33 protein-coding genes are annotated in these 25,346 nt (G+C 63.3%); 18 read left to right on the plus strand and 15 right to left on the minus strand.

Translation table 11 applies throughout. The features are described 5' to 3' along the window. The first annotated feature begins 2 nt into the window (after positions 1-2). Positions 3-722, plus strand: a complete 720-nt coding sequence (locus tag NKJ73_RS09610) for a hypothetical protein (RefSeq protein WP_156937484.1) — start codon at positions 3-5, stop codon at positions 720-722. Positions 723-876: 154 nt separating this feature from the next. On the opposite strand, the gene NKJ73_RS09615 is transcribed toward NKJ73_RS09610, so the two are convergent. Then, on the minus strand, positions 877-1,641 hold the full coding sequence (locus NKJ73_RS09615) for a pseudouridine synthase (RefSeq protein ID WP_352569158.1): 765 nt from the start codon (positions 1,639-1,641) through the stop codon (positions 877-879). A gap of 115 nt (positions 1,642-1,756) precedes the next feature. On the opposite strand from NKJ73_RS09615, the gene NKJ73_RS09620 reads away from it, so the two are divergent. Next, positions 1,757-2,347: a DUF922 domain-containing Zn-dependent protease gene (locus NKJ73_RS09620; RefSeq protein WP_352569159.1), complete on the plus strand. Its 591-nt coding sequence runs from the start codon at positions 1,757-1,759 to the stop codon at positions 2,345-2,347. Positions 2,348-2,393: 46 nt separating this feature from the next. Here NKJ73_RS09620 and NKJ73_RS09625 read toward each other — a convergent pair whose 3' ends face one another. Next, entirely contained in the window at positions 2,394-3,137 is a 744-nt protein-coding gene (locus NKJ73_RS09625; RefSeq protein ID WP_352569160.1) for an SDR family oxidoreductase, read from the minus strand. Between the two features lie 264 nt (positions 3,138-3,401). Between NKJ73_RS09625 and NKJ73_RS09630 the strand changes: the two genes are divergently transcribed. The 7 genes from NKJ73_RS09630 to NKJ73_RS09660 all read left to right on the plus strand — a co-directional run bounded on the left by NKJ73_RS09630 (position 3,402) and on the right by NKJ73_RS09660 (position 8,898). After that, positions 3,402-4,025, plus strand: coding sequence for an NAD(P)H-dependent oxidoreductase (locus NKJ73_RS09630; RefSeq protein WP_352569161.1), 624 nt, complete (start codon positions 3,402-3,404; stop codon positions 4,023-4,025). A gap of 373 nt (positions 4,026-4,398) precedes the next feature. Then, a complete protein-coding gene (locus NKJ73_RS09635; RefSeq protein ID WP_352457336.1) occupies positions 4,399-4,731 on the plus strand; it encodes an ArsR/SmtB family transcription factor in 333 nt (110 codons plus the stop codon). Between the two features lie 12 nt (positions 4,732-4,743). After that, a complete protein-coding gene (locus tag NKJ73_RS09640; protein ID WP_352569163.1) occupies positions 4,744-5,430 on the plus strand; it encodes an aquaporin in 687 nt (228 codons plus the stop codon). Continuing rightward, positions 5,427-5,849: an arsenate reductase (glutaredoxin) gene (arsC, locus tag NKJ73_RS09645; RefSeq protein WP_352457334.1), complete on the plus strand. Its 423-nt coding sequence runs from the start codon at positions 5,427-5,429 to the stop codon at positions 5,847-5,849. Before NKJ73_RS09640 ends, arsC begins: the two co-directional genes overlap by 4 nt. Before the next feature lie 69 nt (positions 5,850-5,918). Then, positions 5,919-6,251, plus strand: a complete 333-nt coding sequence (locus NKJ73_RS09650) for an ArsR/SmtB family transcription factor (protein ID WP_023680363.1) — start codon at positions 5,919-5,921, stop codon at positions 6,249-6,251. 50 nt (positions 6,252-6,301) lie between these two features. Continuing rightward, the gene (locus NKJ73_RS09655; protein ID WP_502896712.1) at positions 6,302-7,678 is read left to right on the plus strand and encodes an NAD(P)-binding domain-containing protein; all 1,377 of its coding nucleotides are present in this window, start codon (positions 6,302-6,304) and stop codon (positions 7,676-7,678) included. Beyond that, a complete protein-coding gene (locus NKJ73_RS09660) occupies positions 7,675-8,898 on the plus strand; it encodes an MFS transporter (RefSeq protein WP_352569165.1) in 1,224 nt (407 codons plus the stop codon). The genes NKJ73_RS09655 and NKJ73_RS09660 overlap by 4 nt, the downstream gene beginning before the upstream one ends. A 24-nt stretch (positions 8,899-8,922) precedes the next feature. On the opposite strand, the gene NKJ73_RS09665 is transcribed toward NKJ73_RS09660, so the two are convergent. Together NKJ73_RS09665 and NKJ73_RS09670 are read right to left on the minus strand one after the other, a co-directional pair. Beyond that, positions 8,923-9,147 carry a hypothetical protein gene (locus tag NKJ73_RS09665; RefSeq protein ID WP_031213090.1) on the minus strand — a complete coding sequence of 75 codons (225 nt, stop codon included), beginning with the start codon at positions 9,145-9,147 and terminating at the stop codon, positions 8,923-8,925. Between the two features lie 229 nt (positions 9,148-9,376). Beyond that, complete coding sequence (locus tag NKJ73_RS09670; protein ID WP_352569166.1) at positions 9,377-9,742, minus strand: VOC family protein; 366 nt, start codon at positions 9,740-9,742, stop codon at positions 9,377-9,379. 144 nt (positions 9,743-9,886) lie between these two features. On the opposite strand from NKJ73_RS09670, the gene NKJ73_RS09675 reads away from it, so the two are divergent. Both NKJ73_RS09675 and NKJ73_RS09680 read left to right on the plus strand, forming a co-directional pair. After that, on the plus strand, positions 9,887-10,198 hold the full coding sequence (locus NKJ73_RS09675) for a hypothetical protein (RefSeq protein ID WP_352569167.1): 312 nt from the start codon (positions 9,887-9,889) through the stop codon (positions 10,196-10,198). A gap of 8 nt (positions 10,199-10,206) precedes the next feature. After that, entirely contained in the window at positions 10,207-11,118 is a 912-nt protein-coding gene (locus tag NKJ73_RS09680; RefSeq protein ID WP_352569168.1) for a sigma-70 family RNA polymerase sigma factor, read from the plus strand. A gap of 188 nt (positions 11,119-11,306) precedes the next feature. Here the strand turns inward: NKJ73_RS09680 and NKJ73_RS09685 are convergent, their stop codons facing one another. The 4 genes from NKJ73_RS09685 to NKJ73_RS09700 all read right to left on the minus strand — a co-directional run bounded on the left by NKJ73_RS09685 (position 11,307) and on the right by NKJ73_RS09700 (position 15,965). After that, positions 11,307-12,464, minus strand: a complete 1,158-nt coding sequence (locus NKJ73_RS09685; protein ID WP_352569169.1) for a sulfite oxidase — start codon at positions 12,462-12,464, stop codon at positions 11,307-11,309. Positions 12,465-13,118: 654 nt separating this feature from the next. Further along, a complete protein-coding gene (locus NKJ73_RS09690; protein ID WP_352569170.1) occupies positions 13,119-13,763 on the minus strand; it encodes a hypothetical protein in 645 nt (214 codons plus the stop codon). Positions 13,764-13,933: 170 nt separating this feature from the next. Further along, the gene (gene dinB / locus NKJ73_RS09695; protein WP_352569171.1) at positions 13,934-15,175 is read right to left on the minus strand and encodes a DNA polymerase IV; all 1,242 of its coding nucleotides are present in this window, start codon (positions 15,173-15,175) and stop codon (positions 13,934-13,936) included. 331 nt (positions 15,176-15,506) lie between these two features. After that, positions 15,507-15,965 carry a GNAT family N-acetyltransferase gene (locus NKJ73_RS09700; RefSeq protein ID WP_352569172.1) on the minus strand — a complete coding sequence of 153 codons (459 nt, stop codon included), beginning with the start codon at positions 15,963-15,965 and terminating at the stop codon, positions 15,507-15,509. Between the two features lie 119 nt (positions 15,966-16,084). Here NKJ73_RS09700 and NKJ73_RS09705 point away from each other — a divergent pair, with 119 nt between their 5' ends. Both NKJ73_RS09705 and NKJ73_RS09710 read left to right on the plus strand, forming a co-directional pair. Further along, positions 16,085-16,534, plus strand: coding sequence for a hypothetical protein (locus NKJ73_RS09705; RefSeq protein ID WP_023675649.1), 450 nt, complete (start codon positions 16,085-16,087; stop codon positions 16,532-16,534). Between the two features lie 43 nt (positions 16,535-16,577). Beyond that, complete coding sequence (locus tag NKJ73_RS09710; RefSeq protein WP_051406100.1) at positions 16,578-16,964, plus strand: hypothetical protein; 387 nt, start codon at positions 16,578-16,580, stop codon at positions 16,962-16,964. Between the two features lie 27 nt (positions 16,965-16,991). On the opposite strand, the gene NKJ73_RS09715 is transcribed toward NKJ73_RS09710, so the two are convergent. Then, positions 16,992-17,354 carry a hypothetical protein gene (locus tag NKJ73_RS09715; RefSeq protein WP_352569173.1) on the minus strand — a complete coding sequence of 121 codons (363 nt, stop codon included), beginning with the start codon at positions 17,352-17,354 and terminating at the stop codon, positions 16,992-16,994. 183 nt (positions 17,355-17,537) lie between these two features. Here NKJ73_RS09715 and NKJ73_RS09720 point away from each other — a divergent pair, with 183 nt between their 5' ends. Then, on the plus strand, positions 17,538-17,837 hold the full coding sequence (locus NKJ73_RS09720; RefSeq protein WP_352569174.1) for a hypothetical protein: 300 nt from the start codon (positions 17,538-17,540) through the stop codon (positions 17,835-17,837). Between the two features lie 221 nt (positions 17,838-18,058). Here the strand turns inward: NKJ73_RS09720 and NKJ73_RS09725 are convergent, their stop codons facing one another. After that, positions 18,059-18,754, minus strand: coding sequence for an XRE family transcriptional regulator (locus NKJ73_RS09725; RefSeq protein ID WP_352457320.1), 696 nt, complete (start codon positions 18,752-18,754; stop codon positions 18,059-18,061). Between the two features lie 82 nt (positions 18,755-18,836). Between NKJ73_RS09725 and NKJ73_RS09730 the strand changes: the two genes are divergently transcribed. The 3 genes from NKJ73_RS09730 (at position 18,837) to NKJ73_RS09740 (ending at position 20,607) form a co-directional block, all read left to right on the plus strand. Continuing rightward, positions 18,837-19,235 carry a hypothetical protein gene (locus NKJ73_RS09730; protein WP_352569175.1) on the plus strand — a complete coding sequence of 133 codons (399 nt, stop codon included), beginning with the start codon at positions 18,837-18,839 and terminating at the stop codon, positions 19,233-19,235. Between the two features lie 69 nt (positions 19,236-19,304). Continuing rightward, positions 19,305-19,940: a high mobility group family protein gene (locus NKJ73_RS09735; protein ID WP_352569176.1), complete on the plus strand. Its 636-nt coding sequence runs from the start codon at positions 19,305-19,307 to the stop codon at positions 19,938-19,940. Positions 19,941-20,001: 61 nt separating this feature from the next. Then, the gene (locus NKJ73_RS09740; RefSeq protein WP_352569177.1) at positions 20,002-20,607 is read left to right on the plus strand and encodes a DUF6456 domain-containing protein; all 606 of its coding nucleotides are present in this window, start codon (positions 20,002-20,004) and stop codon (positions 20,605-20,607) included. Between the two features lie 44 nt (positions 20,608-20,651). Here NKJ73_RS09740 and NKJ73_RS09745 read toward each other — a convergent pair whose 3' ends face one another. Then, positions 20,652-20,957, minus strand: coding sequence for a hypothetical protein (locus NKJ73_RS09745; protein ID WP_023675656.1), 306 nt, complete (start codon positions 20,955-20,957; stop codon positions 20,652-20,654). Between the two features lie 223 nt (positions 20,958-21,180). After that, positions 21,181-21,444 (minus strand): hypothetical protein, encoded by a 264-nt coding sequence (locus NKJ73_RS09750; protein ID WP_245274650.1) that lies wholly within the window; start codon positions 21,442-21,444, stop codon positions 21,181-21,183. A gap of 274 nt (positions 21,445-21,718) precedes the next feature. On the opposite strand from NKJ73_RS09750, the gene NKJ73_RS09755 reads away from it, so the two are divergent. Then, on the plus strand, positions 21,719-21,997 hold the full coding sequence (locus NKJ73_RS09755; protein ID WP_352453505.1) for a hypothetical protein: 279 nt from the start codon (positions 21,719-21,721) through the stop codon (positions 21,995-21,997). A 222-nt stretch (positions 21,998-22,219) separates the two neighbouring features. Here the strand turns inward: NKJ73_RS09755 and NKJ73_RS09760 are convergent, their stop codons facing one another. From NKJ73_RS09760 to NKJ73_RS09770, 3 genes are all read right to left on the minus strand, one after another. Further along, entirely contained in the window at positions 22,220-24,190 is a 1,971-nt protein-coding gene (locus tag NKJ73_RS09760; protein ID WP_352569179.1) for an acyltransferase family protein, read from the minus strand. 192 nt (positions 24,191-24,382) lie between these two features. Further along, positions 24,383-24,604 (minus strand): alkylphosphonate utilization protein, encoded by a 222-nt coding sequence (locus tag NKJ73_RS09765; protein ID WP_023675660.1) that lies wholly within the window; start codon positions 24,602-24,604, stop codon positions 24,383-24,385. A 382-nt stretch (positions 24,605-24,986) separates the two neighbouring features. Next, positions 24,987-25,283, minus strand: coding sequence for a hypothetical protein (locus tag NKJ73_RS09770; protein ID WP_023675661.1), 297 nt, complete (start codon positions 25,281-25,283; stop codon positions 24,987-24,989). Between the last annotated feature and the right edge of the window lie 63 nt (positions 25,284-25,346).

A 25,346-nucleotide genomic window follows, 5' to 3' on the forward strand; every position in this document is an offset into this window, starting at 1 on the left:
CCGTGAAACGTTTGGTGTGGTCGATTTTTGCCATCCTATTTTCGACATGGGCTCACGCCCATGTTCCACCAACAGGCTCGGCTTATGCGAAGGATTTGTTCGCCAAGTTGGATGAACTTTTGCAGCAGCGCCGGATTGAAGGCAAATTGCCAAATCTTGAAGATCCAACGGACCGGGATCTACTGCACAAGATTTGGGACGGCGGGGCTTTGATAGGTTCGCCGCCATACGATGAGGGCGACCTGGTAGCACTGTCTTTCGTAATGGACAGAAGTCGGTCGCTACTCGCGCTCTATAGCCAAAATAGCTCATTGCCTCTGCAGGATGAAGCTACGCAGACATTCGCGCTTTTGATTCGGGCTGCTGCCGCTTCGCAGATAGCTTTCAATGATTTCCTAGCGCACCAACCTAACGCTGCCGAAATGTTGCGCCCCAACGGAGCCAAAGCTCGAGGAGGCATAGAGAAAATGTTTCGTGGCGCCTCGATTTTTCTGGCTGACCCGGCTCTGAAGGAGGGAAACAAGATAGTTCTTGTTGAATCGCTGAGAGCAGATGGTCCCTATCTCGCGCAGAGCATCTCTCCAGACCATCGCCAGGCCCTGATCGATTTGTTTGTCCCGTTGGTTGGCCAGCTTCCCATGCCTGCCCAAGAATCGCTCAAGATTTTTATGCAGGAAATCAACGCCGCCGGCTGCGATCTGTGGTGTGCTGACGGAATGTAATACCGATAGACATTGATATCGGTCGAACCCGTGTGAGCGGTCGGTCAGGAATATCCGCCAGGAGTCGAAAGCGACTCTTGTCCGCCCGCGCTGCTTGCTGCGTCACGTGGGCTTCGACTGGCAGCTGCCTGACTATCGAGTCGCCGCCAGCCGGCTAGGCCTGAAGCATCGCCAGCTCTTCCGCGCTCAGATGGCGTGCCTTGCCTTTGGCAAGCTCCCCGAGCTGCAATTGGCCGATCGCCACCCGCACCAGGCGCAGCACCTCGACATCGTGGGCGGCGAGCAGCCGGCGGATATGGCGGTTGCGGCCCTCGTCGAGCACGATCTCCAGCCAGGCGGTGCTGGTGCCGCCGCGCAGCAATTCGATCGAGCGGGCCGTCAGCAATTCGCCGTCGACTGTCGCGCCGGCGCGCAACCGCGCCAGCATGGCCTCGTCGGGCAGCGCGCCGATCTGCACGTGATAGGTCTTGGCGACATGCGAGGCGGGATCGAGCAGGCGCTGCGCGAAGCGCGTGTCGTTAGTGATCAACAGCAGGCCTTCGCTGGCCTTGTCGAGGCGGCCGACCGGCGAGACGAAAGGCAGGTCGAGCCCTGCCAGGCAATCATAGACGGTGCCGCGGTCCTGCGGGTCGTCGCGAGTGGTGACCAGCCCGCGCGGCTTGTTGAGCATCAGATAGACCTTGCGCTCGGCGGCGACGCGGCGGCCGTCGACCTCGATGCGGTCGCGGCCGGGATCGACGCGCATCGAGCCGTTGCGCACGATCTTGCCGGCAACCCGCACGCGCCCCTCGGCAACCAGAAGCTCGGCCTGCTTGCGCGAGCACAGGCCAAGCTTCGACAGCGCGCGACAGAGGCTGACGCCGGGAGGCTGGGCCCGGGGGGCAGGGCGTTGCCGGGCAATGTTCGGTCGCGGCGACATGATGTTGCCTGTGGATTCTTGTATACGAGCATCCCACTATAGCCGGCCGCCGGCTATGTCCACGGAAGGGAACTGCATATCGTTTGAGTCGTGCGCAGCGGCTGCGAGGACTTGCATGAAAACAGCCATTCGCCTTTGCCTGCTGCTCGCCTTCCTGCCGACATCGCCGGCGCATGCCGGCTGGCAGGCGGTCGAGAAGGTCGAGACCTATGCCATCTCAGGGCAATCCGGGCCGGAGCTCTACGCCTCGATCGGCGGGCGCGGGCCGCTGCTCGGCGAACGCCGCGTCATCGCGCATACCAATTTCAAGCTGACCTGGGTGAGGGACTACCAGCCGCAAGGCGACGCCTGCGTGCTGGTGTCGGCGCAGCCGAAGCTGATCATCACCTACACCTTGCCGAAGCCGGCCGCGCGGCTGCCGGGCGCAATCCAGAAGAACTGGGAGGTTTTCGCAGCTGGCCTCGCCGCCCACGAGAAGGTGCACGGCGCCAGCATCGTCGACATGGTGCACAAGATCGAGGCGGCCACCATTGGCCTGACCGTCGCCGATGACCGTGGCTGCAGCAAGATCAGGATCGAAGTGACGAGACGGCTCGCCGGAATCTCGCAGGCACAACGGCAGGCGAGCCGCGATTTCGACCGGGTCGAATTCGGCCCGGGCGGCAAGTTGCGGCAGCTTGTGTTCACGCTGATGATCGGCGGATGATGCTGCAGGGCTGCGGGGGCGGCGCAGGGTACCACCTTTGCGGCCCTCACGCCTGCTCGGTCGGATAGAGCGTCAGGATGTTGACGTTGACCCGTGGCGGCTGGCTCACCGCATAAAGGATGGCGGCGGCGATGTCCTCGCTTTCCAGCTGCTCCATGTCGCCCAGCCTTTGCTCGACCGCCTGGCGCACATCGGCGCGCATATTCTGGGTGAACTCGGTCTTGACGGCGCCGGGCTCGATGCAGGTGACGCGGATGCCATCTTTGCCGATCTCGCGACGCAGCGATTCCGCCATCGCGCTCACCGCGTGCTTGGTGCCGGAATAGACCACCGAAGGGTGGATGTAACGGCCGGTGCCGGACGAGACCACGACGATGTGGCCGGCGCCTTGCCGCTGCATCGACGGCAGTGCTGCATGGATCGGATAAAGCAGGCCCAGGATGTTGACGTCGACCATCCGGCGGTATTCTTCCGGCGTCGTGTTGCGGAACGGCGCGGCGACGCCGACGCCGGCAACCGCAAGCAGCATGTCGAGCCGGCCGTACTCCTGCTGGACCCGCTCGACCATCGCCGTGGCTTGCGTTTCGTCGGTGACGTCGACGGCAATCGGCAGTGCCGCGCTGCCGGTTTCACGGATCCGCCTCGCCAGGTCGTCCAGGCGCTCGGCGCGCCGCGCGGCAATCACCAGCGTGGCGCCCTCGGCCGCCAGCGCCAAGGCGGTGGCCTCGCCGATGCCGGAAGAGGCGCCCGTCACCAAGGCGATCTTGCCGCTCAGTTTTCCTGCGTGCATGTTTTCTCTCCTGACGCTTTGGACACGCCGTGAAGCTAGGGCGCAGGCTTTCTGGAACAATGCTGATCGAAAACCGAATCCACTGTTAGGTTTTGGCCCCAGCAAGCCCACGTCTGCGCACGAACGGGCCTTGACGCGACCGGAGCTGTTGCGTCTTGATACCGGGGCTGCGGGGCTTCACATGAAAACAGCTGATCGACTACGTCTGCGGGTGGCTTGTTTGCATGCGACGCGCTTGCATGCACTCTCGCGACCGAGCGCAAGATGAAGGTCCTCGTCGTTTATTGCCATCCCTGCACCGACAGCTTCAACGGCGCCGTGCGCGACACGGTGCTGGAGACGCTTGCCGAAAGCGGCCATCAGGTCCACCTGCTCGACCTTTATGCGACCGGCTTCGATCCAGTCATGCGCACGCGGGAATGGCGCGGTTACCACGACAAGGCGGCGAACCTGCAACCGGTGCACGAACATGCGCAGGAGCTGCTCTGGGCGGAGGCGGTCGTCTTCATCTATCCGACCTGGTGGTATGGCCTTCCGGCGATGCTGAAAGGCTGGCTGGAGCGTGTGCTGGTGCCGGGCTTCGCTTTCGAGATGCCGACGGAACGACGCGGCCCGCGGCCCAAATTGCGGCACATACGCCGGGTGATCGCAATGACCACATGTGGCGCCACGCCGCTGATGTCGTGGATCATGGGACAGCCCGGCCGGCGGACCCTGCTGCGCGGCTTCCGCTCCGTCTGCCATCCGCTGTGCCGGACCAAATTCCTGGCGCTCTACCGGATGGACAGCGTCTCGGCCGCAGGACGCCAGGCGCATTTGCAGCGGGTCAGAAAAGCGGTTGCCGGCCTTGGTCGCGCTGATGCGGTCGCCGCCACAGTGCCTGGCTGATCAGCCGGGGTGGGCCGTCGCCGGCGCGGGGCAATCGCTTTGGACAGGCGATTGCGCCAGGTTGGTGTTGGAGACGGCCAATTATCGAAGTCGGCGCCGCCCCTCATCGCCCTGCCGGGCACTTCTCCCCGTATAGGGACGGGGAGAAGGGGCTGACCGCGGCCTCGGCGCCCTTCTCGCAATGCTGGCGATTGGCGAAAGCAGCGACGAGAGCACCCCTCTCCCCGTCACTATACGGGGAGAGGGTGCCGGCAGGCAGGTGAGGGGCAGCGCCAACGCTCAGAGCAGAGGGCGACTTCAAACCTCGAGCGATTGCATTGCGCCACCGACACCGCGCGTTGACTCTATTCCCCATTTCTGGAAATCTGGAAACATGGATAAGACGCTCGCCCTTTCGGCACTTGCCGCGCTCGGCCAGGAGACCCGGCTGGACGTTTTTCGCCTTTTGGTGCGGGCCGGCGCCGAGGGCGTGGCTGCGGGCGAGATCGCCTCACGGCTCGCCGCGTTCCCGAATACGATGTCGGCCCATCTCAAGATCCTGTCGCATGCCGGCCTGGTGCGGACCGAACGAGAGGGCCGCAGCGTGCGCTACTTCGCCGACATGACCAGGTTTCGCGATCTGCTGGCCTACCTCATGGAGGATTGCTGCAATGGCGCGCCGGAACTTTGCCAGCCTGTCATCCAGGCTGTGACCTGCAACTGCTAGGGGAGGTTCGTCTTGGCCAACCTCTCCCGCCGCCTTGTTGCCGAAGCCCTCGGCACGGCTCTTCTGGTCGCCACCGTGGTCGGTTCCGGTATCATGGCCGATAAGCTGACCGACGAGGTCGCACTCACCTTGCTCGGCAACACCTTGCCGACCGGGGCGATCCTGGTCGTGCTCATCACCATATTCGGACCGATATCCGGAGCGCACTTCAACCCGGCGGTGACGCTGGTATTCGCGCTTCGACGCGAGATCGAAACGAACGCAGCGCTGGCTTACGTCGCCGCCCAGATTGCCGGCGGCATCGCTGGAACGTTGCTCGCGCATGCGATGTTCGAACTGCCGATCCTGCAAGTGTCGGCGACGGTGCGGACCGGAAGCGGGCAATGGATTGCGGAGCTGGTCGCCGCATTCGGGCTGGTCTTCACCATCCTTGCCGGCCTGCGTTCCCGTCCGGATTCGATCCCCTGGCTGGTCGGGCTCTATATCACCGCCGCCTACTGGTTCACCGCATCGACATCCTTCGCCAATCCGGCCGTCGCCATCGCCCGTGCGTTCTCCAACACTTTTGCCGGGATCCGCCCCGCCGATCTGCCGGGCTTCATCGGCGCCGAACTTTTGGGCGCGTTGCTCGCCATGACATTGGCAGGGTGGCTGCTCGCCCAACCGAAACCAGCCGGACAGATGAAAGCTGCGCAATGACCATCACCATCTATCACAACCCCGATTGCGGCACCTCGCGCAACACGCTGGCCATGATCAGGCAGTCCGGCGAGGAGCCTGAGGTGGTCGAATATCTGAAAAATCCGCCGTCGCGCGAAAAGCTCGTCGAGCTGATCGCAGCGATGGGCATGACGCCGCGCCAATTGCTGCGCGAAAAGGGCACGCCCTATGCCGAACCTGGCCTGGGCGAGCCGCAGTGGAGCGACGACGAGATCCTCGATTTCATGCTGGCGCATCCGATCCTGATCAACCGGCCGATCGTGGTGACGCCGCTCGGCACCATGCTCGCCCGACCATCCGAAGCCGTGCTCGATATCCTGCCCAATCCGGATATCGGCCCGTTCACCAAGGAGGACGGCGAGGTGGTCATCGACGCCAGCGGCAAGCGCGTCGTCTAGATATCGCCTTATTTCGATCTTTGTCGAAATTCTCTTGACGTGCAGCGATTCTGGAAATAGCTTATTTCCATGAAACTCGAAAAAGCAGCCTCGCAACTTGAAGCCCTCGGCAGCCCGACGCGGTTGCAGCTCTATCGGACGCTGGTGCGGGCGGGCGATGAGGGGCTGCCGGTCGGACGCGTCCAGGACAGGCTCGGCATCGCCGCCTCGACGCTGTCGCATCACCTAAAGCGGCTGGTCGACACCGGCCTGGTGACACAGGAGCGCCAGGCGACGACGCTGATCTGCCGGGCCAACTATCCCGCCATGAACGGGCTCATCGGATACCTCGCAGACGAATGCTGCGCCGACGCCACCTGTGCGCCGGCATCGGCGGAAGCGACGGCCAAGACGGCGGCGTGATTTTTTTGGCAGTATAATTCGAAACTACCGGAAGGATAGAAGATATGGAGATGATCGAAAAGCTCCCCGTTGCGGTGATCGGCGCCGGGCCGGTCGGCCTGGCGGCAGCGGTCCACCTCATCGCGCGGGGCATTCCTGTCAAAGTCTACGAAGCCGGCAATGCGGTTGCATCCAATCTCAGGGATTGGGGCCATGTCCGGGTGTTCACGCCCTGGCGCTATTGCGTCGATCAGGTGGCTAGAAACCTGCTCGAGGTGCATGGCTGGCGGATGCCGGAGCCCGAGGCATTCCCGACCGCAAACGACCTCGTCGCGGATTATCTCGAGCCGCTGGCAAAGCTTCCGCAATTGTCGCCGTCGATCGAAACCGGCGCCCGCGTCGTTGGCATTTCGCGCTGGGGCGCCGACAAGGTCTCGAGCAAGGAACGCGAAACCCGGCCGTTCATGCTGGTGGTCGAAACCGCCAGCGGCACGCGGCGCGACAGCGCCCGCGCCGTCATAGATGCGTCGGGAACCTGGCAGATGCCGAACCCGCTCGGCGCCGGCGGAATTCATGCCGTAGGCGAAGCGCAATTTGCCGACCGCATAGCCTACGGCATCCCCGATATTCTCGGCCGCGACCGCAGCCTTTATGCGGGGAAGACGACGCTGGTCGCCGGCTCCGGCCATTCGGCCGCCAATGCCTTGCTGGATCTCGCCAGGCTGGCGGAGGTGGAGCCCGGCACGGCTTTCATCTGGACGACGCGCGGCACCGACCTGGTGCGCATCTATGGTGGCGGTGATGCCGACCAATTGCCGGCACGCGGCGAACTCGGCGCCGAAGTGCGCGAACTCGCCGAGAGCGGCGGCGTCAGGCTGGTGACGGGCTTTGCGGCTGTTTCGATCCGCGATGCCAACGGCCGGCTGGTCGTCGAAGGCCAGACCAGGGACGGTTTGCAGGCGCTTGGCCCGGTCGACCGCATCATCGCCGCGACCGGACAACGCCCGGATCTGTCGCTGACCCGTGAGCTTCGGCTCGAGCTCGATCCATGGCTGGAAAGCGTCAAGGCACTGGGACCGTTGATCGATCCCAACGAGCACTCCTGCGGCGACGTGCCGCCGCACGGCCACCGTGAGCTCAGCCATCCCGAGCACGGGTTCTACACAGTCGGCATCAAGAGTTATGGCCGCGCGCCGACCTTCCTGCTGCTGACCGGTTATGAGCAGGTCCGCTCGGTCGCGGCGGCGATCGCCGGCGACATGGTGGCGGCCGACAATGTCCAGCTCGTGCTGCCCGAGACCGGCGTCTGCACCGTGCCGCGGATCGGCGTGGCCGACAAGGGGTGCTGCGGCGGTCCGGCGCCGGCAGCGGTGGATGCGTGCTGTGTCGCCGACGCCAAGGCGAAGGCGGTCGGCAAAGGCGGCTGTGGCTGCAGCGTCGCGGCATGAGTCTTTCGCCGCCTTCGCCGGCCATCCTGCGCAGCCGCGGCGCGATCATCACCGCGCTTGGCCTGACGCAGATCATGGCGTGGGGTTCTTCCTACTATCTTCCCGCGGTCATCGCGCCGGCAGTCTCCTCCGATACCGGCTGGCCGCTTGCATGGGTTGTCGGCGGCCTGTCCCTTGGCTTGCTTGTGGCCGGATTGATCTCTCCGCGCGTCGGGTCGTCGATCGAGCGGCGTGGCGGCCGCAATGTCCTGGCGTTCAGCGCTGGATGCATCGGGGTCGGCCAGGTTGGGCTGGCCGTTGCCCCCAACCTTGTGGCCTATATCGCTGCCTGGCTGATCGTCGGCCTGGGCATGGGGGCGGGGCTCTACGATGCCGCTTTCGCAACGCTTGGCCGCCACTATGGCCACGGCGCGCGCTCCGCCATCACCATGCTGACGCTGTTCGGCGGCCTTGCGAGCACCATCTGCTGGCCGATCTCAGCCTTGCTGCTGGGGGAGGTCGGCTGGCGCGGCACCTGCCTGGTCTACGCCGCCTTTCAGCTGGCAATTGCGCTTCCGCTCTATCTGGTGATCCTGCCCCGGGAGCCGCCGCAACCGGCAGTCAAACCAGGATTGAAGGAGGCGGCACCCATTCTCGACAACCAAGCCGATCCGTCGATCGTGATCGTTCTGGCCGCGACCCTGACACTTGCGGCTGTGATCTCCTCGACGCTGTCGGTGCATCTGCTCACCATCCTGCAAGGCAGCGGCATGGCGCTTGCCGCAGCCGTCGGGCTCGGCGTGCTGGTTGGCCCGTCCCAGGTGGCGGCCCGCGCGATCGAGATGATGATCGCGCGCTACCACCATCCGATTTTCACCAAGTTTGCCTCGGTTACGTTTGTGGCGATCGGCGTTTCGACGCTCTGGGCCGGCATGCCGATCATCCCGCTGGCGCTCGGCTTCTACGGCGCGGGCATCGGCCTCGAATCCATCGCCCGGGGAACGCTGCCGCTCGCGCTGTTCGGCTCGAACGGCTATGCGAAGCTGATGGGCCGCCTCGCCATGCCGAGCCTGATCGCCCAGGCGGCGGCACCCTCGGCCGGCGCATTGCTGCTGGAGCGCTTCGGCCCGCACGGGACGTTGGCCGCGCTTTCCGGTCTGGCGCTGGCCAACGTCATCCTCGCATGCGGTTTGGGCTGGCGGATGCTCCGCCGGCGGCAATCGCAGGTTCAAACCCGATAGGATTTCGACCTGCGTTCAGCGCCTTCAACTGGAGAGCGGGAGATCTTCCAAGGGATCGACAAGGAAGGACGCGGCGATCAGATCGTCCGCATCGAGGCGCAGTGAGCCTTTGGCGCCGCCCATAATGGCCGCAACCTTTTGAAATGTCTTGATCTCATGCTCGGTAATCTGGGCACTTTGCATTCTGGATTTGAGGTCAGCGACGCGCAGCCCCAAACTGTGGGACATTCCGATTTTACGGTTCGACATGGTAAGATGCTCCTCCCCGGCCCATGTTTGTTTTGCCACCCGCCCTATTCGTATTTCCTCCGCCTGCCTAAATATGAGGCATCGCGATACAGCGCCCGAACGCCCGATGCAAGGGAAGGTTCCGGCGCGCAGAGGTCACGAAATAATAATACGAAGGAAGTACGGCCGATGGTCCGGCCGGAGGTAGGACTTAGGTACGACGCCCCGCCGGACAGAGGGCTCCGGTGCCTTATCGGCTGGCGAGGACCATGCGGTTGCCTTCGCTGTCGCGAAACTCCGCCACCGTGCGCCCCGGCTGCCACGGCGCCTCATGCGCTTCGGTGACGATCTCGACGCCGCCCGCTTTCATGGCTGCGATCATTGCCCCGACATTTTCGTCGACCAGCACCAATACCGGCTCCGCGCCGGGTGCGTCGTCGGCGCGCCTGACAAAATGCAGGTTCGTCACGGCATGCGGAAATGCCAGCTCGATCCAGCGCCAGCCGCCATCACCCATTTTCTGGTCGGCCATGACCTGGCAGGCGAGATGCCTGGTGTAGAACGCCTTGGCGCGGTCCTGCTCGAACACCGGAAGCTCGGCAAACTGGATATGCATGATCGTCTCTCCTGCTTGACGGCTGCCGCGCAGCCGCCCACGCGGGAAAGACGATGCGGGCAACCGAAAAGATTCTTCGGCAAGGAGAATCTTTTCAGCGCAGCCGGTCGTCCTTCGTTCATACCAACCAGTCAGGAGACGACGATGAACTACGCGCTCATTCGATACGGTGTGAAGCAAGCCGACCTGGAAGATAACCGCGTGCTGGTCGAAAAAGTATTTGAAGCGCTGGGCGAGGCGGCACCGCCGACGGTGTGTTATCTCGTGCTCGAGCTGGACGACGGCTCGTTCGTCCACATCGTCGGCCAGGACGGCGATTCGTCGGCGCTGACCGGGCTTGCGGCCTTCAAGGCGTTTACGGAAAACCACGCCGAGCGCCGTTCGACCCCGGCATTGCGATCGCCTGTCAAAGTCATCGGCAATTACCGTATGCTGGCGGATCAGAAAGCCGGGTAGCGCCTGCCATGCCGCTCGCGCAGAAATGGGACGCTACGCCGAAAATGAACAGGGCGACTTTGGAGGTGATGCTCGTCGGGTTGCGGCCAAGGCTGCATCGCTACTGCGCGCGTATGGCCGGCTCGGTGATCGACGGCGAGGACATCGTCCAGGAGGTGCTGATCAAGGCGCTGCAGGCGATCGACGGCGGTGCGATCGTCGAACGTCCCGAGCAATGGCTGTTTCGCATCGCTCACAATGCCGCGCAGGATCATCTGCGGCGGCGCAATCGGGAAAGGTCGCGCATGACCGAGGCCGACATGAGCGTCATCGAGGATCCCTCCGGCAGCGCCGACAGCCGGCTCGCCGCCCAGACCAGCCTGCGCTCCTTCATGCAGCTTTCGGTGCCGCAGCGCAGCGCTGTGATCCTGGTCGACGTGCTCGGCCTCAGCCTGCATGAGACCTGCGAAGTGACCGGCGCGACGCTCGCCGCCACCAAGGCCGCGCTGCATCGCGGGCGGGCGCAGCTCAAGCTGCTGGCGCTGCAGCCCGAGCAGGCGCTCGCGCCGAGGCTCGACGCCGATGACGAGCGCCGGCTGCGGCGCTATGTCGACCTGTTCAACGCGCGCGACTTCGACGCCGTGCGGGCACTGATCGCCGAGGACGTCCGGCTCGACGTCGTCAACCGCGTCCGCCTGCGCGGCAAGGCCGAGGTTTCGACCTATTTCGGCAATTACGATCGTTTGCGCGACTGGACATTGTCGCTCGGCGTGGTCGACGGCCGGCCGGCGATCCTCATCCGCGACCCGCAGGCGGCCGACGGCGCTGTGCGCGGCTTCATGCTGGTCGAATGGAGGGACGATCAGGTCATCCAGATCCGCGATTTCCGCTATGCGCCCTGGTGTCTGGTCGACGCGGAGATTGAAACGGTGGACGGGTGAGTAGAAGGCTGGAATGGTACGGAGATGGCGATCAGGCAGCCTCCTCCTGGGTGACCCAAACGCAATTGCCACATGGCAGCACGTTCTTAGAGCGGTTCCGGTTCTCTTGGAACCGGTAACTCGCTCTAACTATCTGCTTTCCCGCATCTATGCGGACGCCAAATGCTTCCTTTTGGCTGCAAAATGCTCTAGCCGATACGCACGCGGCGCGTCACCTGGCCATTGCTTTCCCAGTATGTGTGCTTCTTGGCAATCAAGGGATCGTCCATCGCCGGTTGAATTTGTCCTGTGGTGCTGACCGCGCGCGAGGTCACCGTGTGTTCTCCAGGAGAGGGATTTGCCCAAGCCAGGGACCAGATTTTCCAAGCGTGTTCTGCCTCCTCACTGTGGTCAATGGTCGCTGGTGTCCAAGGCCCTTGATCGATTTGCACTTCGACCCGGTCGATCGGCGCCCCCCAGGCTGCCCCAACGATGCGGTAATCCGAGTCTTTCCGGGTAACCTTCGCAGGCGCGGACTTTATCAGCGCTCGCCCGACTGACGTCTCGGCCCATACGGTCTCGCCGTTGTGGTCCTCCTCCCGGATGGTGACATAGTCGCGGGCCATCAGAAGGCTCATGAACCGCGTATCGCGAACCTCGATGCGCTTTAGCCACTTGACGTTGGCGATCCCGTACCAGCCTGGCGCAATGAGCCGTACCGGGAAGCCATTGGGCGCCGGCAAGGCGGCCCCGTTCATTTCATAGCAGAGGAGATTGTCCGGGTTCATCGCGTCGGCGAGCGACATGCTGCGAGCGAAGTTCTGCCGCATCTTGACGTCGCGTATCGGGATCTCGCCTGTGTCGGTACCGAAAAAGACGACCTCGATGCCCTTCTCCAGAACGCCGGCTTCCTCGAGGATCGGGGCGAGCGGCGTCCCTGCCCAGCGAGCATTGCCGATGCCGCCGGTGAAAAAGGGAAACCCATGGTTGCCCGAGCATTCCACTGTGAAAACGACCTCCTGCCGCGGTCGCGCCCTGATGTCGGCGAGCGTTAACTCCAGGGGCTTCTTAACCAGGCCTCCGATCTCCATCGACCATGTCTTCTCGTCGATCGTTGGTCGGTTGAAATGCGAGATGCTGAAGAACTTGTCGTTTGGCGTTATCCAGCTATCCAAATCCTCCCAAACAAGCTGCTTCTGGATACCCGCCGGATCGGGATTTTCGGTCGGCTGATCCAGCCATGGAATAACTTCCTCGTTCGGCCGTGTTGGAAAAGCGTAAGCCCGGCGCGAGGTATAGAGAGCAGCAATTGCGGCAAGAGCCGCGCTTCCTTGAACAAGAAGTTCTCTGCGCTGAAAATCAGGCATGTTGTTTACCTCCCAGTTGATCCGGAACGGGCTGCAACGTGCCTTAGGCCGTAGCCTGATCACGGATAGGCGACACAATGTGAGGTCTGCCCACCCGGAAGTATCCGGGTAGGTCAGATAATCACCGACGCAAGTCAAGCATGTGAAGCATTGCACGAAACGCCAGCTCGCGTTTCGCACGCTAAGAGTGCGCCTTTGAGAAGGAACTGTCCACAACTTGGACGGGACATGATGATGATTGCAGCATTCCATGCCGATTTCCTGTCCTGCCAAAATGGTTGCTGCTCGGATCGCTGCCGAACGCCCGCTTCTGGGTCATTTCGGGACCTTCGCGGGTGCGATCGGAAGGGCCGTTCCGACCCAATTTCTGCCGTTCCGATATCGGCCTTGCCAACTCCAGGGCGGATGTTCACCCATTTCGACGAGAAACTGCGTTGGCCTGCCGTCTGTGGGCGCGACAGGATGGCGGTGCGGCCGGCGCAGGTGTATGATGGCGGTCTAATATTTCAAGATCAGGAATTTGCAGGTGGAGGGCGGGCCCGGGCGGCACATCAGAACCAGTCTGCATTACGAGGTGGCCAGCAACCAGGCCGCCTGGCTTGGGCGCGGCAGATCATTCACACGTGAACCATTCGCCAACCGAGCGGGGACACCCTAATTGGTGGTGACTTGCGTCACCGCCACGCCGGTTATCCTGCCGTTCCCGGCTGTGTAGGTGAGCGTCTGCGTGACCGTGGCGTCCTTCTGGTCGGGAGACGAAGGAGGATAAGAGGCGGCGAAGCCGAAATGGCCGTAACGATCGGGCTTGGCGGCGCCAAATTTCGCGGCCACGTCGCTCAGCGGCGCTCCGACGCCGGGCGTATCGAGTTCAACAGCTGTCAGGCTGGCAGGCGCGCCGGCGCATCCTTCCGGCACCTTACCTTCCGGGTTCGGCTGCAGGGCGACGGACAGGACACCGTGGTCGGAGCCGCCCATCTCGCCGGATACGAACCAGAAGATCGACGGCGATCCGCCGGCGTCGGGGCCGGCATAGCAAAGCCAGTGGCGTGAATCTCCGGCGTCACCTTCATCGTGCATGGCTCCGCCGAAGGCTTTTTCGACATCGGCAAGCGTGGTTTCCTCAAGCTTTATCTCCAGCGGCCCAGCCTTGACCTGCTTGAATAGCGGGCTGGCCAGCGGCGAGTTGATATCGCCCAGGGATGGAATCGCCCGGTCCGGGTTGAGCGGCTTGGCCAGCGTCGTTGCATTGGTCACCAGTCCGGCAACGATGAGTGCGAAATATCCGGCGTTCTGTCCCATGCCGATCTCCTGTCGTTCGAAATGAAGGTGCGGAAGGATTTGCGGGCGGGTGCTACCCTGTCTGGCCGATACCCAAACCGGTGCACGACCAACTGGACCGAAGATAAATTCACAAGTCCGCAGCCTTCAACGTCATTCCGGCGACTTGGCAACCAAAGTGTAATCGAGGCTCACAATTCCTTCTCGGCCAGCTCCCGAAATGCGTCGGGAACCGATCGCCGCAGTCCGAGCGCGACCGAGGCGTAGCCGACCGCCTCCCAGCCGAAGCGGTCGCGGATCTTGTCGACGGCGCGATCCGCGGTCCAGCGCGCCGCGCCCTTGCTGGTGCCGGGGCGGCGGCGGTCGTCGTCGAGCCCGAGCGGCAGTTCCAGTTGCAGGCCGGCATGCTGCTCCAGATGCGATACGGCGATCGCCAGCAGCGAGATTGTCTTTTCGTGCGGATGGTCGATGAGCACCTTGCGCACCAGCGCCTCGGCGATCTCGGCCAGCATGGCGGTTGCCGAAATCGGCTGGTCGAGCGTGATCGAGCGCGTCACCGAGCGCAAATCGGCAAAGCGGACGCGAACCGTCACCGTGCGGCCGGGCCGGGATTTCGCCCGCAATCTTGTGGCGACCCTGTCGGCCAGATGCAGCAAAGCGGGCACGAAGACCTGCTCCTCGGCCGGTTTTCGGCCAAGCGCCGACTGCGCACCCGCCGAGCGCGCCCGGCGCTGCGTCTCGAGCTTGCGCGGATCGCGGTTCCACGCCAGCGCGTTGAGTTTCTCTCCCGCCGCCGGCCCGAGCAGGCGCTCAAGCGCCCCACCATTGGTCTTCGCCAGCTCGCCGATGGTGTTGACGCCGATGCCGGCCAGCCGCTGCCTGGTGACCGGGCCGACGCCCCACATCAACTCGACCGGCAGGTGGTGCAGGAACTCCAGCTCGTGGCGCGGATCGACCACCACCAGCCCGTCCGGTTTTGCGACCTGTGAGGCGATCTTGGCCAGATGCTTGGTGCGGGCTACGCCGACCGAGATCGGCAGGCCGAGCTCGGCCCGCACGCGGCCGCGGATCTTGCCGGCGATCTCGGCCGGCGAGCCGAACAAATGGGTGCAGCCGGCGACGTCGGCAAAGGCCTCGTCGATCGAAATCCGCTCGACCACCGGCGTGAAATCGCCGAGCACCTTGATTGCCGCATCGCCCAGCCGCTGATAGTCCTTGAAATGGCCGCCGACGAAGATGAGTTGCGGGCAGAGTTCCCGCGCGCGCCGTCCCGGCATACCGCCGCGCACGCCGAACGCCTTGGCTTCATAGGATGCGGCAAGCACTACCCCGCCGCCGACGGCAATCGGCTTGCCGCGCAAGGCCGGGTCGAGCAACTGTTCGACCGAGGCATAGAAGGCATCCAGATCCGCGTGGAGGATGTTGGCTTCCATCCGGCCCGTTCGCCCGCGGCGGTTCGAACGCCGCATTGTCTCGAGTTGTGATGAGAACATAAAGAGAACATTGTGGGTGAATTGTCAAGCAGCGCGGACGACAGGTGAAGGGGCAATCGCTTCAGGTTGGCGCCGCCCCTCATCGCCCTGCCGGGCACTTCTCCCCGTATAGTGACGGGGAGAAGGACGCTTTCGTCGATGGCTTCGCCAATCACTAACGTTGCAGGAAAGTGCCGAGTTTGCGGACAGCCCCTTCTCCCCGTCGCTATACGGGGAGAAGGTGCCGGCAGGCGGATGAGGGGCAGCGCCGACTTCGGCAATCAGCCGAGCGCTACAGCGCCATCTTGTAGCCGAGATGACTGGCGGTGAAGCCGAGGCGCTCGTAAAAAGCGTGCGCCTCCCGTCGACCTTTGTCCGTGGTGAGCTGGACGAAGCTGCAATTGCGCGAACGGCATGTTTCAATCGCCCATTCGATCATCAGCTTGCCGAGGCCGCGCGAGCGCCATTGCCGGGCGACGCGAACGCCTTCGATCTGGCCGCGCCAGGCGCCTTTTCTCGAAATGCCTGGAAGGAAGCTGAGCTGCAGCGTTCCGACCACTTGCCCGGCGTTGACGGCGACGGCCAGCAACTGGTTGGGATCGGTATCGATTGCGCTGAAGGCATCGAGATAGGACGGCGCAAGCGGCGTGGACGGGTCTTCCCGGTCTGCGCCGAGCACATCGTCGGCAAGCATTGCAACGATCGCCGGCAGGTCGGGCGCCTGCGCGCGACGGAATTCGATCTCGCTCATCGCGTGGAGACATACGGCGCGGATTTGGGGACGACAAGCGTGAAGGGATGCAACTTTGCCGGTCTACTGGAAAGCAGCCGTTGAAAGACCTATGACAGGCGAGATCGGGAGGCTACGATATGGATGTTCCAGCCAGCATGAAGGCTGAATTGGCAGCCTGGAACAATGGGTCCGGCATCGATCTACAAAGCTGGGTCGGGTGCGAGGGCCGATTTGCGCTTGCTGTGGGATACAGCACCATTTTCTGGCCGAAATTCGTGACGTTCGAACGCTACGTTTTGATGGAAGGGTTTAGCGAGGAAGGCCTGCGAAGCTTTGAACGAGACCCCAACGCCACACGACAGTCCGTGGAAGCGGTTATGAACCACCTGCACATTGCCGACATTCACGCCTTGGGCGCCGCCGACATCTCTCGCGACAAACTCGTGTTTCTCGGCTCGGTTCTCAAGGAGATTTATGAGGCAAAACTGCAATGGCAGTTTGCGAACCGAAGGTTTGTCGTCGAGTTTTTCGCTTCAGACTCCAGAGACCTGGAGGATTATCAGCTGTCTTTCTGGCAAGCAGACTAGGGCAATGGGCGAGGCGAGCAACTTAGCGAGGGTCAACCCTTCAATGCGGATCGAAATCGAGGGTGTCTCCCTGGAGACGTTGAGGGCGCTGTCGCGCGCGGACCAGGATGCGTTGCTGGCCTTCGGCCGGCCGATCTCCTTCGCCATGGGCAGCGCCACCGTCCTGGCCGAATTCAATCGCAATGGCGGCACGCTTCTGGTCAATTTTGCCCATATCGACGGCGGTGGCGAAGGCGTCCTGCTCGTCTTGTGGAGGCTTGTCCGGGCCTATGCCATCGATCGGCAATTCAAGCTGATCCGTTGGAATGTCCATGCCGCCACCTGCGCCACACCGAATCCCCGGCTGCAGCGTTTCCTGCGCTCCCATCACTTCGCAGAGATCGACGATGCCAGCTACGGCCGCATTTTCGCTCGCAGCCAGCAGCTTTGATCGGCTGGCTGGCCGCTCCGCTCGGGCTTACGCCGCCTCGAGCGCCCAGAGGCGGTGGCCGTAGCGGCGGAAGAAGCGGGCGAACAGGCGCTGCTGCCTGGCGCGGGTGAGGTCGGCGGCGCGCCTTTCCTGTCGCCAGTACGGCATGTTGCGGAACATCGACAGGAAGCGGGCGGCATCCTCGAGTGCCTCCTCGGCTGACTGCGCCGGGCGGATCGCCGCCAGGAACAGAGCGCGGCTCGGCTTCAACCGGTCGATCGCCGCCTTGCGCTGGCGATGACCCTGGCGTGCCTTGCGGATGCCGTCCTGGCGGATGGCCGCGAAAGCGGCAAACATGGCCGGGCTGTCGCCGCTATAGCCGCAAGCATGGGCGAACTGGGCTGGGTCCATCGTCATTCCCTTGCTGCCGGCCGGCTGCGGTTCTGTTGCTCGCGCCGATTCCAGTCCACACCATGTATAAGCATAACTCAAATAATCGAACAAGTGAAACTTTCACGTTGATGTAAGCGGAACCGACTCGACTCCGCTCCAAAAACCGATAATGTTGCGAACAAAGCAGGAACGATGATGGGGATGACCATGGCATTGGCAGGCAAGGAAGCGACGATCGCCGATGTTGTCTCGATTGCCGTCGAATGCATCGACTGCGGCCGTAACAGGTGGTGGAAGCCGGCCGAGCTCAAGCGGCATGGGGTGAGGCCGGAGACGCCGCTATCAGCACTTTCGGGGCGCCTGATTTGCAAGGCCTGCCGGGCCGACGGCCTGCCGGGCGCCGCCGTCTCGATCCAGGCCGCCTTCATCGACGACCGGCAACGGACCCGCGCCGAGGCGCGCCTGCTCAACGGTCGAGAGCTGCAGTCGAGGCGGGCTTGAGGGGGCGGGCGTGCTGCTCTTCCCTTCTCCCCTTGTGGGAGAAGGTGGCCGAGCGAAGCTCGGTCGGATGAGGGGTGTTGGACGGATCGCTACCTTGATGGCGTAAGTGCTTAAAAATCGCTTCTACATTTCCTCCGCCGCGTTCCTTCCAGCACCCCTCATCCGGCTCGGCGCTGTGCGCCGATCCACCTTCTCCCACAAGGGGAGAAGGCAACAAGCCCTCAATACCCCAGCAATTCCTTGAGCGGGATGACGCGGAAGACGTTCTTGATGGCGTAGCGGTTGAAGGACAGCGTCTTGGGCGGGTTGTACTGCTCGACGATCAGCTCGGCGGCGGTGCGCTTGACCAGCTTCTTGATGAAGGCCTTGCCGTTTTGCTCGTTCTCCTCGGGCAGGGTCTCGATCACCACATGGTCGCCGGGCAACGCTTCGCGGCCGCCGCAATAGATCATCTCGCCGGGCTCGTAGCGCGGCACCATCGAATCGCTCAGCACGTGCAGCGCAAACACGTTGCGCAGATGCCGGATCCCCGGCGGCCGCTGGACATAGCCGGCCGGCTGGCCGTTGAAGGTGAAGTCGCCATCGTCGCCGCCGACGGCGGTGCCGAGAAGCTGGATGTCCATCGGCCCGGCGGGCAGGGGGCCGGGATCGGTGACGATCTCGGCATCGGCGACCGGTCCGGCATCTTCGAGGAAAACGACCTCGCCCTTGCCGAGTGCCACCGGGTCGACGCGCAGGAACGCGGCGGTCTTCAAAAGGTTCTCGGTCTTGGGCAGGTTGCGCCCGGTTTCCCAATTGCCGACGGCAGCGACGTCGGTGTCGTTGTGCTCGGCAATGTGGCGCATCACCAGGCCGCGCTGCTTGCGCGCCCGGCGGATCGCCGCTCCGACCTTGATCGACAGTGCAGTTTTCGCCATGGCTCCATCTGAGGCATAAGAATCGGTTTCGTCTATGCAAGAATCGCTTGCATAATTGATTGAGTTATGCTCTTATACGGTCATGCACAAGTCGCTTCACCAGCTTTCGGTCCTCGAATCCGCCCTTCAGCGCGCCGGCAGCGCTCTCCTGGAGGCGGTACCACAACCGGTCGCCAAGGCCATGCATGTGCCAAACCTTTCCCCTTCGTCGCGGCTGTCCTCCTCCCCGGCCGGGACGATGCCCGAGGCTCGCGCCTCGGATCCGGCAGCGCAAGCGGCCGGAACGGCCGGAGCCGTTCCCCTCACGGCTCCGGCCACGAATTACCTGCCGGCCGGCAATGCGGATGCCGCAGTTTCCTGCACCCGCACCGAAGACGGCGCGGTCATCGCCTTCGACGAGCGGACGGGCAAGGCAGTGTCCGGCGCAACAAGGCAGGCGGCCGAGATGAAGCTCGATCGCAGCAGACCACGCGAAGGCTGACCGGCTTTCGAGCCTGAGGCCGGCGAAGCCGGCGCCGCACACAACCATTTTTGCAGGAAATGAAACATCATGGCCGCCCGCTATTCCGCCTCGGAACTGGAACAAATCGAGAACTGGCTGATGAGCGGGCTGTCGGCCGCGAAGATCGCCACCCGGTTGACCGCGCTGCGCGGCCGCCCGGCCTCGCGCGCGGCCATCATCGGCATCGTCCACCGCACCGCCCGTCTGCGCGCCATCGGCCTTGCCAGATCCAAAGGCTGGTGTGGCCGACGCTCTGGCGGCCGGCTCGGAAATTCGGCGCCTGAGCCATCAAGCACTGCTGATCAAGCGGAGTCGGCTCCGAAGGCCGAGCCACGCTGCCGCCCGGCAAGGCTGTCGGCCAGGCTGGCGCCGCCGGCCTGGCAGCCGGGTCCGGCTCGGATCACCGGGTCAGATGGCGCGCCGCTCGAAATGCCGGCGCCGCGCCCGATCGCCGCCGGCGGTCGCCAGCCGCATTTCGTTGCCATGCGCTTCATCGATTGCCTGTTCGAGCGCTGCCGCGCGCCGCTCGACACGACGCTGCAGGAGGATGCGGAAAACGATGCCCCCGGCAGCCGGCCCGGTTTGGACATGCTGTGCTGCGGACTGCGCACGAACCCATCGAAAAGCTACTGCGCCTATCACGCGGCGCGCTTCCTGCGCACGCTGCCGGCCGAAGCGATTTGAGCCCGTTGGATGACGGAAGTTCGCCAGAGCCCGACGACCAAAACCCAGGAGGACCGAGCCGATGAGCACCAAAACCGTCCAGAAGATCAAAGCCAGGCCGCCGCGATTGCCGAAAGGCGAGGCCGAGCAGGTGCGCATCCGCAAGGAGATCGGCCATGATTTCGCGCTGAAGGACGACAGGTTCGGCCGCAAGCGGCTGGCCAAGGGGACGCAGGAGGGCGCGCGCCTCTATGAGGTTTCCAATGACGGCCACACAGCGACCGGCGGCATCGTGCGGGTGCGCAACGTCGACCCGCTGAGCGGCCTCACCTCGCTGTCGCGCCAGCAGCGCGAGGCGGGCATGCGCTACCGCCAGGATTTCCGCAACTCGTCCGAGGCAACCGCCAAGCCGATGGCTTGGGCCGAGCGCGTCGACGGCGGCCGTACCGGCAGCGGCGTCGCCGAACACATCCTGTCCGCCGGCCGCGACCATGCCGAGGCAACCAGGGCGCTTGTCCATTGGGAGATCGCCGGCATCGTGCAAAAGGTCTGCTGTGCCGACGCAACGGTCAAGAGCCTGGCCGAACAGGCCGGCGAGCCGCGCGACGTGGTGGTGAAACTACTCAAGATCGGGCTCGACATATTGGCCGTGCATTACGGCATGATGCTGATGCGCAAGCCGAGGTGAGAAGCCCCGCCGATCCGGCCGGCAATACCGGCCGGATCGATCCGTCAACGACGGCAGACACGGATTCTTTCGATAATCCGGTGGTGATGACGCCAGTGCTTGATGACTTCGGTGTGGCAGCGCCGGTGGTGGTACCGGTAGCGCGGCCTGTAGTCCTCGTCGTAGACATCATAGCGGTAACGGGGGACGTACTCATCGTCGTAATCGGAATATCGATGGTGGCGATAATAATAGTCGTCGTCATAGCCGTTGCCGATGCCGATCGTGACGCTGCCGCCGGCATTCGCCGGGCCGATCACGGAAGCCGCCGAGGCGATGGCGATCACCGAGGCAAGCAGGAGCTTCTTCATAGCTACCTCCTTCTTTAACGTCCCTCTAATAGAAAAACCCCCGAGGGGCAGCCTCGTTCCATAGATTGGCAAGATGTAAGGAACGGACGGGCCCGAAGTTTAGCGCCTGCTGGCGCGAAAACGCCGCTGGCTGCGCCGGGGTCGGATCGTCGACGCAGCGTGGCCGCTCCTCTCATCAAACAGCAGCAATCGCGCGTCAGTCCCGTCTTTTGCCGACGTCTGCCTACAGAACATGGCCCAATTCCAGCAAAACGAACGCGGTCGCACCCAGCACAGCGAGGGCGTAGGCCGCATAAAGAACAAGCAGCATTACCTCAAAGTCCCGGACGAAGCTTGTGGCAATCCTGGTCTCCTTAGGCTCCGCTTTCTCGATGCGGTCGGTTTCCAGTTGCTCCGTTGCCACAACGAGGCAGACAATCCTGTCGTTGTCGGCCGCCTGTAATATCCGTTCCGTCAAATCGACTGCAATCACTGGATCATCGGCCAACTGATCTCGCGATAGCCGGCTTTCAGTGACGGTCTGGATTTCACGCTTTCTCACGCACGCATAATTGCGTCGACTAAATTAGGTTCCACTAAAATAGATAGATTGCCTCGACCCGATCACGACGTGGTGAGGCGTGAGCCCAGCTGGGCGGTGAACTCCGCCTGAGGCCGCCATTTGCCGACCGTCGAGGCGAATCTCGATCGGCGCATCCTCCGATCAAAGGGCGCGGGCTTCTTTATAGGCTGCTACGGTGCGCCATTGCTGGTAGGTCGCAATGCCAAAGCCGCCAAACTCTCATATCGCGAACGCAGCGCCGACGTCTTCAGTGCCGACCGGTTATGACGAAGATCGCATGCTTACTTATATCCGGCTGCTCGACGCGTCGGCTGAAGGGACCGATTGGCGTGAGGTCGCCCGCATCGTTCTGCACATTGATCCGGAGCAGGAGCCGGAGAGGGCTTTCCGGGCGTGGGCGACACATCTGGCGCGTGCACGATGGATGACCAGGAAGCGGAACGAGTTGCGCCAATTGCATGATGAGTGGTGGGGGTGAGCACTATCTAAGCGGAACTGCCGTCTCGGTCTGGCCGTTGAGGGAGGAGGCCAACATGGAAAAGCGCCCAATGACTTCTTGGCGAGCTTTCGAGCTGTGCTGCCTTCTTGCAGTTCCGCTGTCGCTTATCCTTACGGTTTTCCTGGCGGGTCTTATCCTTAGCTGACCCCCGCATGGTTGCTTGCCGAGGGCTGGGTCGTGATCCGACAAGATCCGGAACCGTTACTTTACGGCCGCCGCCATCACATCCGAAAACAGCGCCCGCTCCACTGCCGGTTCCAGCGTTTCGGCGAAGGGCGTCGCCAAGTGGTGGCGGTCGCGGAAGGCTAGTTTGCCGTCGATGAAGACATGGCAGGTGGTCTGGTCGCAAAAGCGGTCGGTCATGTCGATGTAAGCAGCGTTCGGTGTCGAGCGCACGATATCGCGCTCGATGGTGGCGATGTCGTCGTTTGCCGCCATGATCCTCGGCGTGTCGCATGTCGCGGGCGTCTGGCCCCGCCACAGCGCCCGCGCCACGCATTTGTCGGCGTAGCTTGCATTGTAGGGAACGTCCCTGATGACCGCGACCTTGATGCCGGCCTGGCTGAAGGCTTGAAGCGTCCAGCTGAGGCCGGTCCGCCACTGCGCTTGCCAATCGGCGTGCTTCAACTCCTCGGGCGATTCTTTCATCACATTTCCGATCGAGAACTCCGAGATCACCACCAGTTGCGGGTGGAGCGCGATGATGTCCTTGACCGACTGCTCGCGCCATTGATCGCATTCGGTGTAGTCGCGCTTCAGCCGCCAGTTCCAGGTCGTCACCCGCGAAGCCCGGCAGGAGGATTTGAGAAAGGTGACGACGCGAAAATTGTTCTTCTCGGCCGCCTTGATCAGCGGCGTCGACCAATGGTCGGCATGCGAGTCGCCGAACAGCACGACCGAGCGCTGGGCATCCTTGCGGCCGAACATGCAGGGCTTCGGCTTGACGGTCTCGAAATCGAGCACGCAGCCGCCATTGGTCGCGCGCACGGTGGAGAGCTGGGCGGCGCTGTCGGCGATGACGTGCTGTTCGGGGCTGAGATTGTGCTCGGCAAAGCGCGCATTGCCATAGGCCGCGACCACGCCGGCGCCGGTCAGCGCGACGGCGGGCACCAGCGCCCGCGCTGCTCCGGCCATCAGCCAGCCGTTGCGGCGGATCGGGTTCTCGATGAAATGATAGGTGAACATCGATAGAAGCAGCGTCAGCGCCGCGCAGGCAAGGCGGTCCAGGATGGACAGGCTGGGAACCACCATCGCCGCATAGACGATGACCGGCCAGTGCCAGAGATAGAGCGAATAGGACAGCCGGCCCAACCATTGCATGGGCGGCAGCGCCAGCACGGCGCTCGCCAGATTGCGGCCGCCGCTGCCGCTGAGCAGCAGCAGCACGGTGCCGGCAACAGGCGCCAGCGCATTCACCCCGGGAAACGGCGAGTCTTCGTCCAGCATCAGATAGGCCCAGGCGATCAGTGCCAGACCGAGGCATGCCTGGAGCGTGGCCAGCAGCGGCCGGTCGCGCCAGATCTTTGCCGGCGCCATGGTCGCGAGGCCGCCGGCGGCGAATTCCCAGGCCCTGAGCGGCGAGAAATAGAACGCCCAGGGCTGCGACACTTCCGTCAGCCAGGCGCAGGCGGCGAAGGAGGCCGCGCCGGCGACGCCGATGACGATTATAGCGGCGCGCTTGCCGGGACGCAGCCAAGCGGCGGCGAGAAGCAGCGCCGGCCATGCCAAATAGAACTGTTCCTCGACCGAGAGCGACCAGAAGTGGATGAACGGGTTGTTGGTGGCGTCGGCGGCGAAATAGTCGAACGACCAGCGGATCAGCCAAAGGTTGATCATGTAGGCGGAGGCGAACATGGCGCCTTTCGAATAAAGCGCCTGTTCCTCCGGCGACAGGATGAAGTAACCCGTGAACAGCGTGGCGAGGATGACGAACAGTGCCGCCGGCAACAGGCGCCGGGCGCGCCGGGCGTAGAAGCGCCAGAGGTTCAGCCGCCCGGTCTCGGTGATTTCCGTAACCAGGTGACGGGTGATCAGATAGCCGGAGATGACGAAGAAGATGTCGACGCCGGCAAAGCCGCCGGGCAGGCCGGACAGACCAAAATGGAAGGCGATGACACCCGCCACCGCCAGCGCGCGCAGCCCTTCGATGTCAGGCCGAAATGATGCCGACACAATCACCTCATGCAAGGAATGCCCACCTCGCAGAGGCTCGACCCGATGCGACGATATTGCAATGCAACAAATCTAACGCAGTGCAACATAGGGGGAGGGCGCGGCTCCTCCAGTTCCTCGCGTGGGCGATTCACTCACATGAGCGATTCGAGAGCGACTGATATGGAAGCGAAGCGAAGGGTGCCGAGGCGATCACGCCTTTTTCAAAAACTCGGTCTTCAGCACCAGGCCCTTCACCTGCCTGGTGCTGCATTCGATCTCGCCGGGATTGCCGGTGAGGCGAATATTCTTCACCAGCGTGCCGCGCTTGATCGTCTCCGACGTGCCTTTGACCTTGAGATCCTTGATCAGGGTCACGGAGTCGCCCTCGTGCAGCGCCGTGCCATTGCTGTCTCTTATGATCGCGTCGGTCATGGCAGGTCTTTCGTGGGACTCCGGTGCGGAGGTGGTTGGCTCATTACCCGGCCTATCCCACGGTTGGCGGCGAGGTCAAGCGTGCCGGGGGCAGCGTGCCGGTAACCAAGCGTGCCGACCGCTAATGCCAGGCGGACGGCCGACCGGAAAACCCGGATTGTGAGCAGACTGGGACCCCCTGGGCGGTAGTGGCATTGCCGCTTCGCGACATGCGCTCCGGCCAAGCCATGCCAATGGCGCCACGGCAATCGAAGTCGTGGCCTTTTACGCGGATATTCCGGCACGAGTTCAAATAGATGAGCGCCCGCCCGTGCGGACAGGAAGGTCGCAGTGACAGACCTGCCCGCCCTTTCGCTTGGTGCGTTATTTCAATTGGCAACGATCACTTGTTGGCGCCACCGAGCTGGTTGGCCATCTTGCAGAAGTCGGCATGCATCGTGGCAATGCCTGCGTCGCTGCATTCCTTCAACATCATGGCTCGGTCGCTCGTGGACATGGCCATCCATGCCGCCTTGAATTCGGCTTCCGACTTCATGGTCTTCATGCCGGCGTCGGTGAAGAAGGGGTTCATTTTCTGCGGATCGTCGAGCGCCGAAGTGCCAGTGGCACCGGCGGCAAGCGCTGCGCCGGTCATCATCGAAAGCGCCATCGCGCCCATGCAAAGCGTCTTGATGTTCATGATCATTCCTCCTGAGCTGCTGCTTTGAGGTTGTCCATCAGCGATCTACGAAGGAACGGTGTT

It is taken from the genome of Mesorhizobium sp. M0074 (genome assembly GCF_040322975.1).
Lineage (GTDB): Bacteria > Pseudomonadota > Alphaproteobacteria > Rhizobiales > Rhizobiaceae > Mesorhizobium.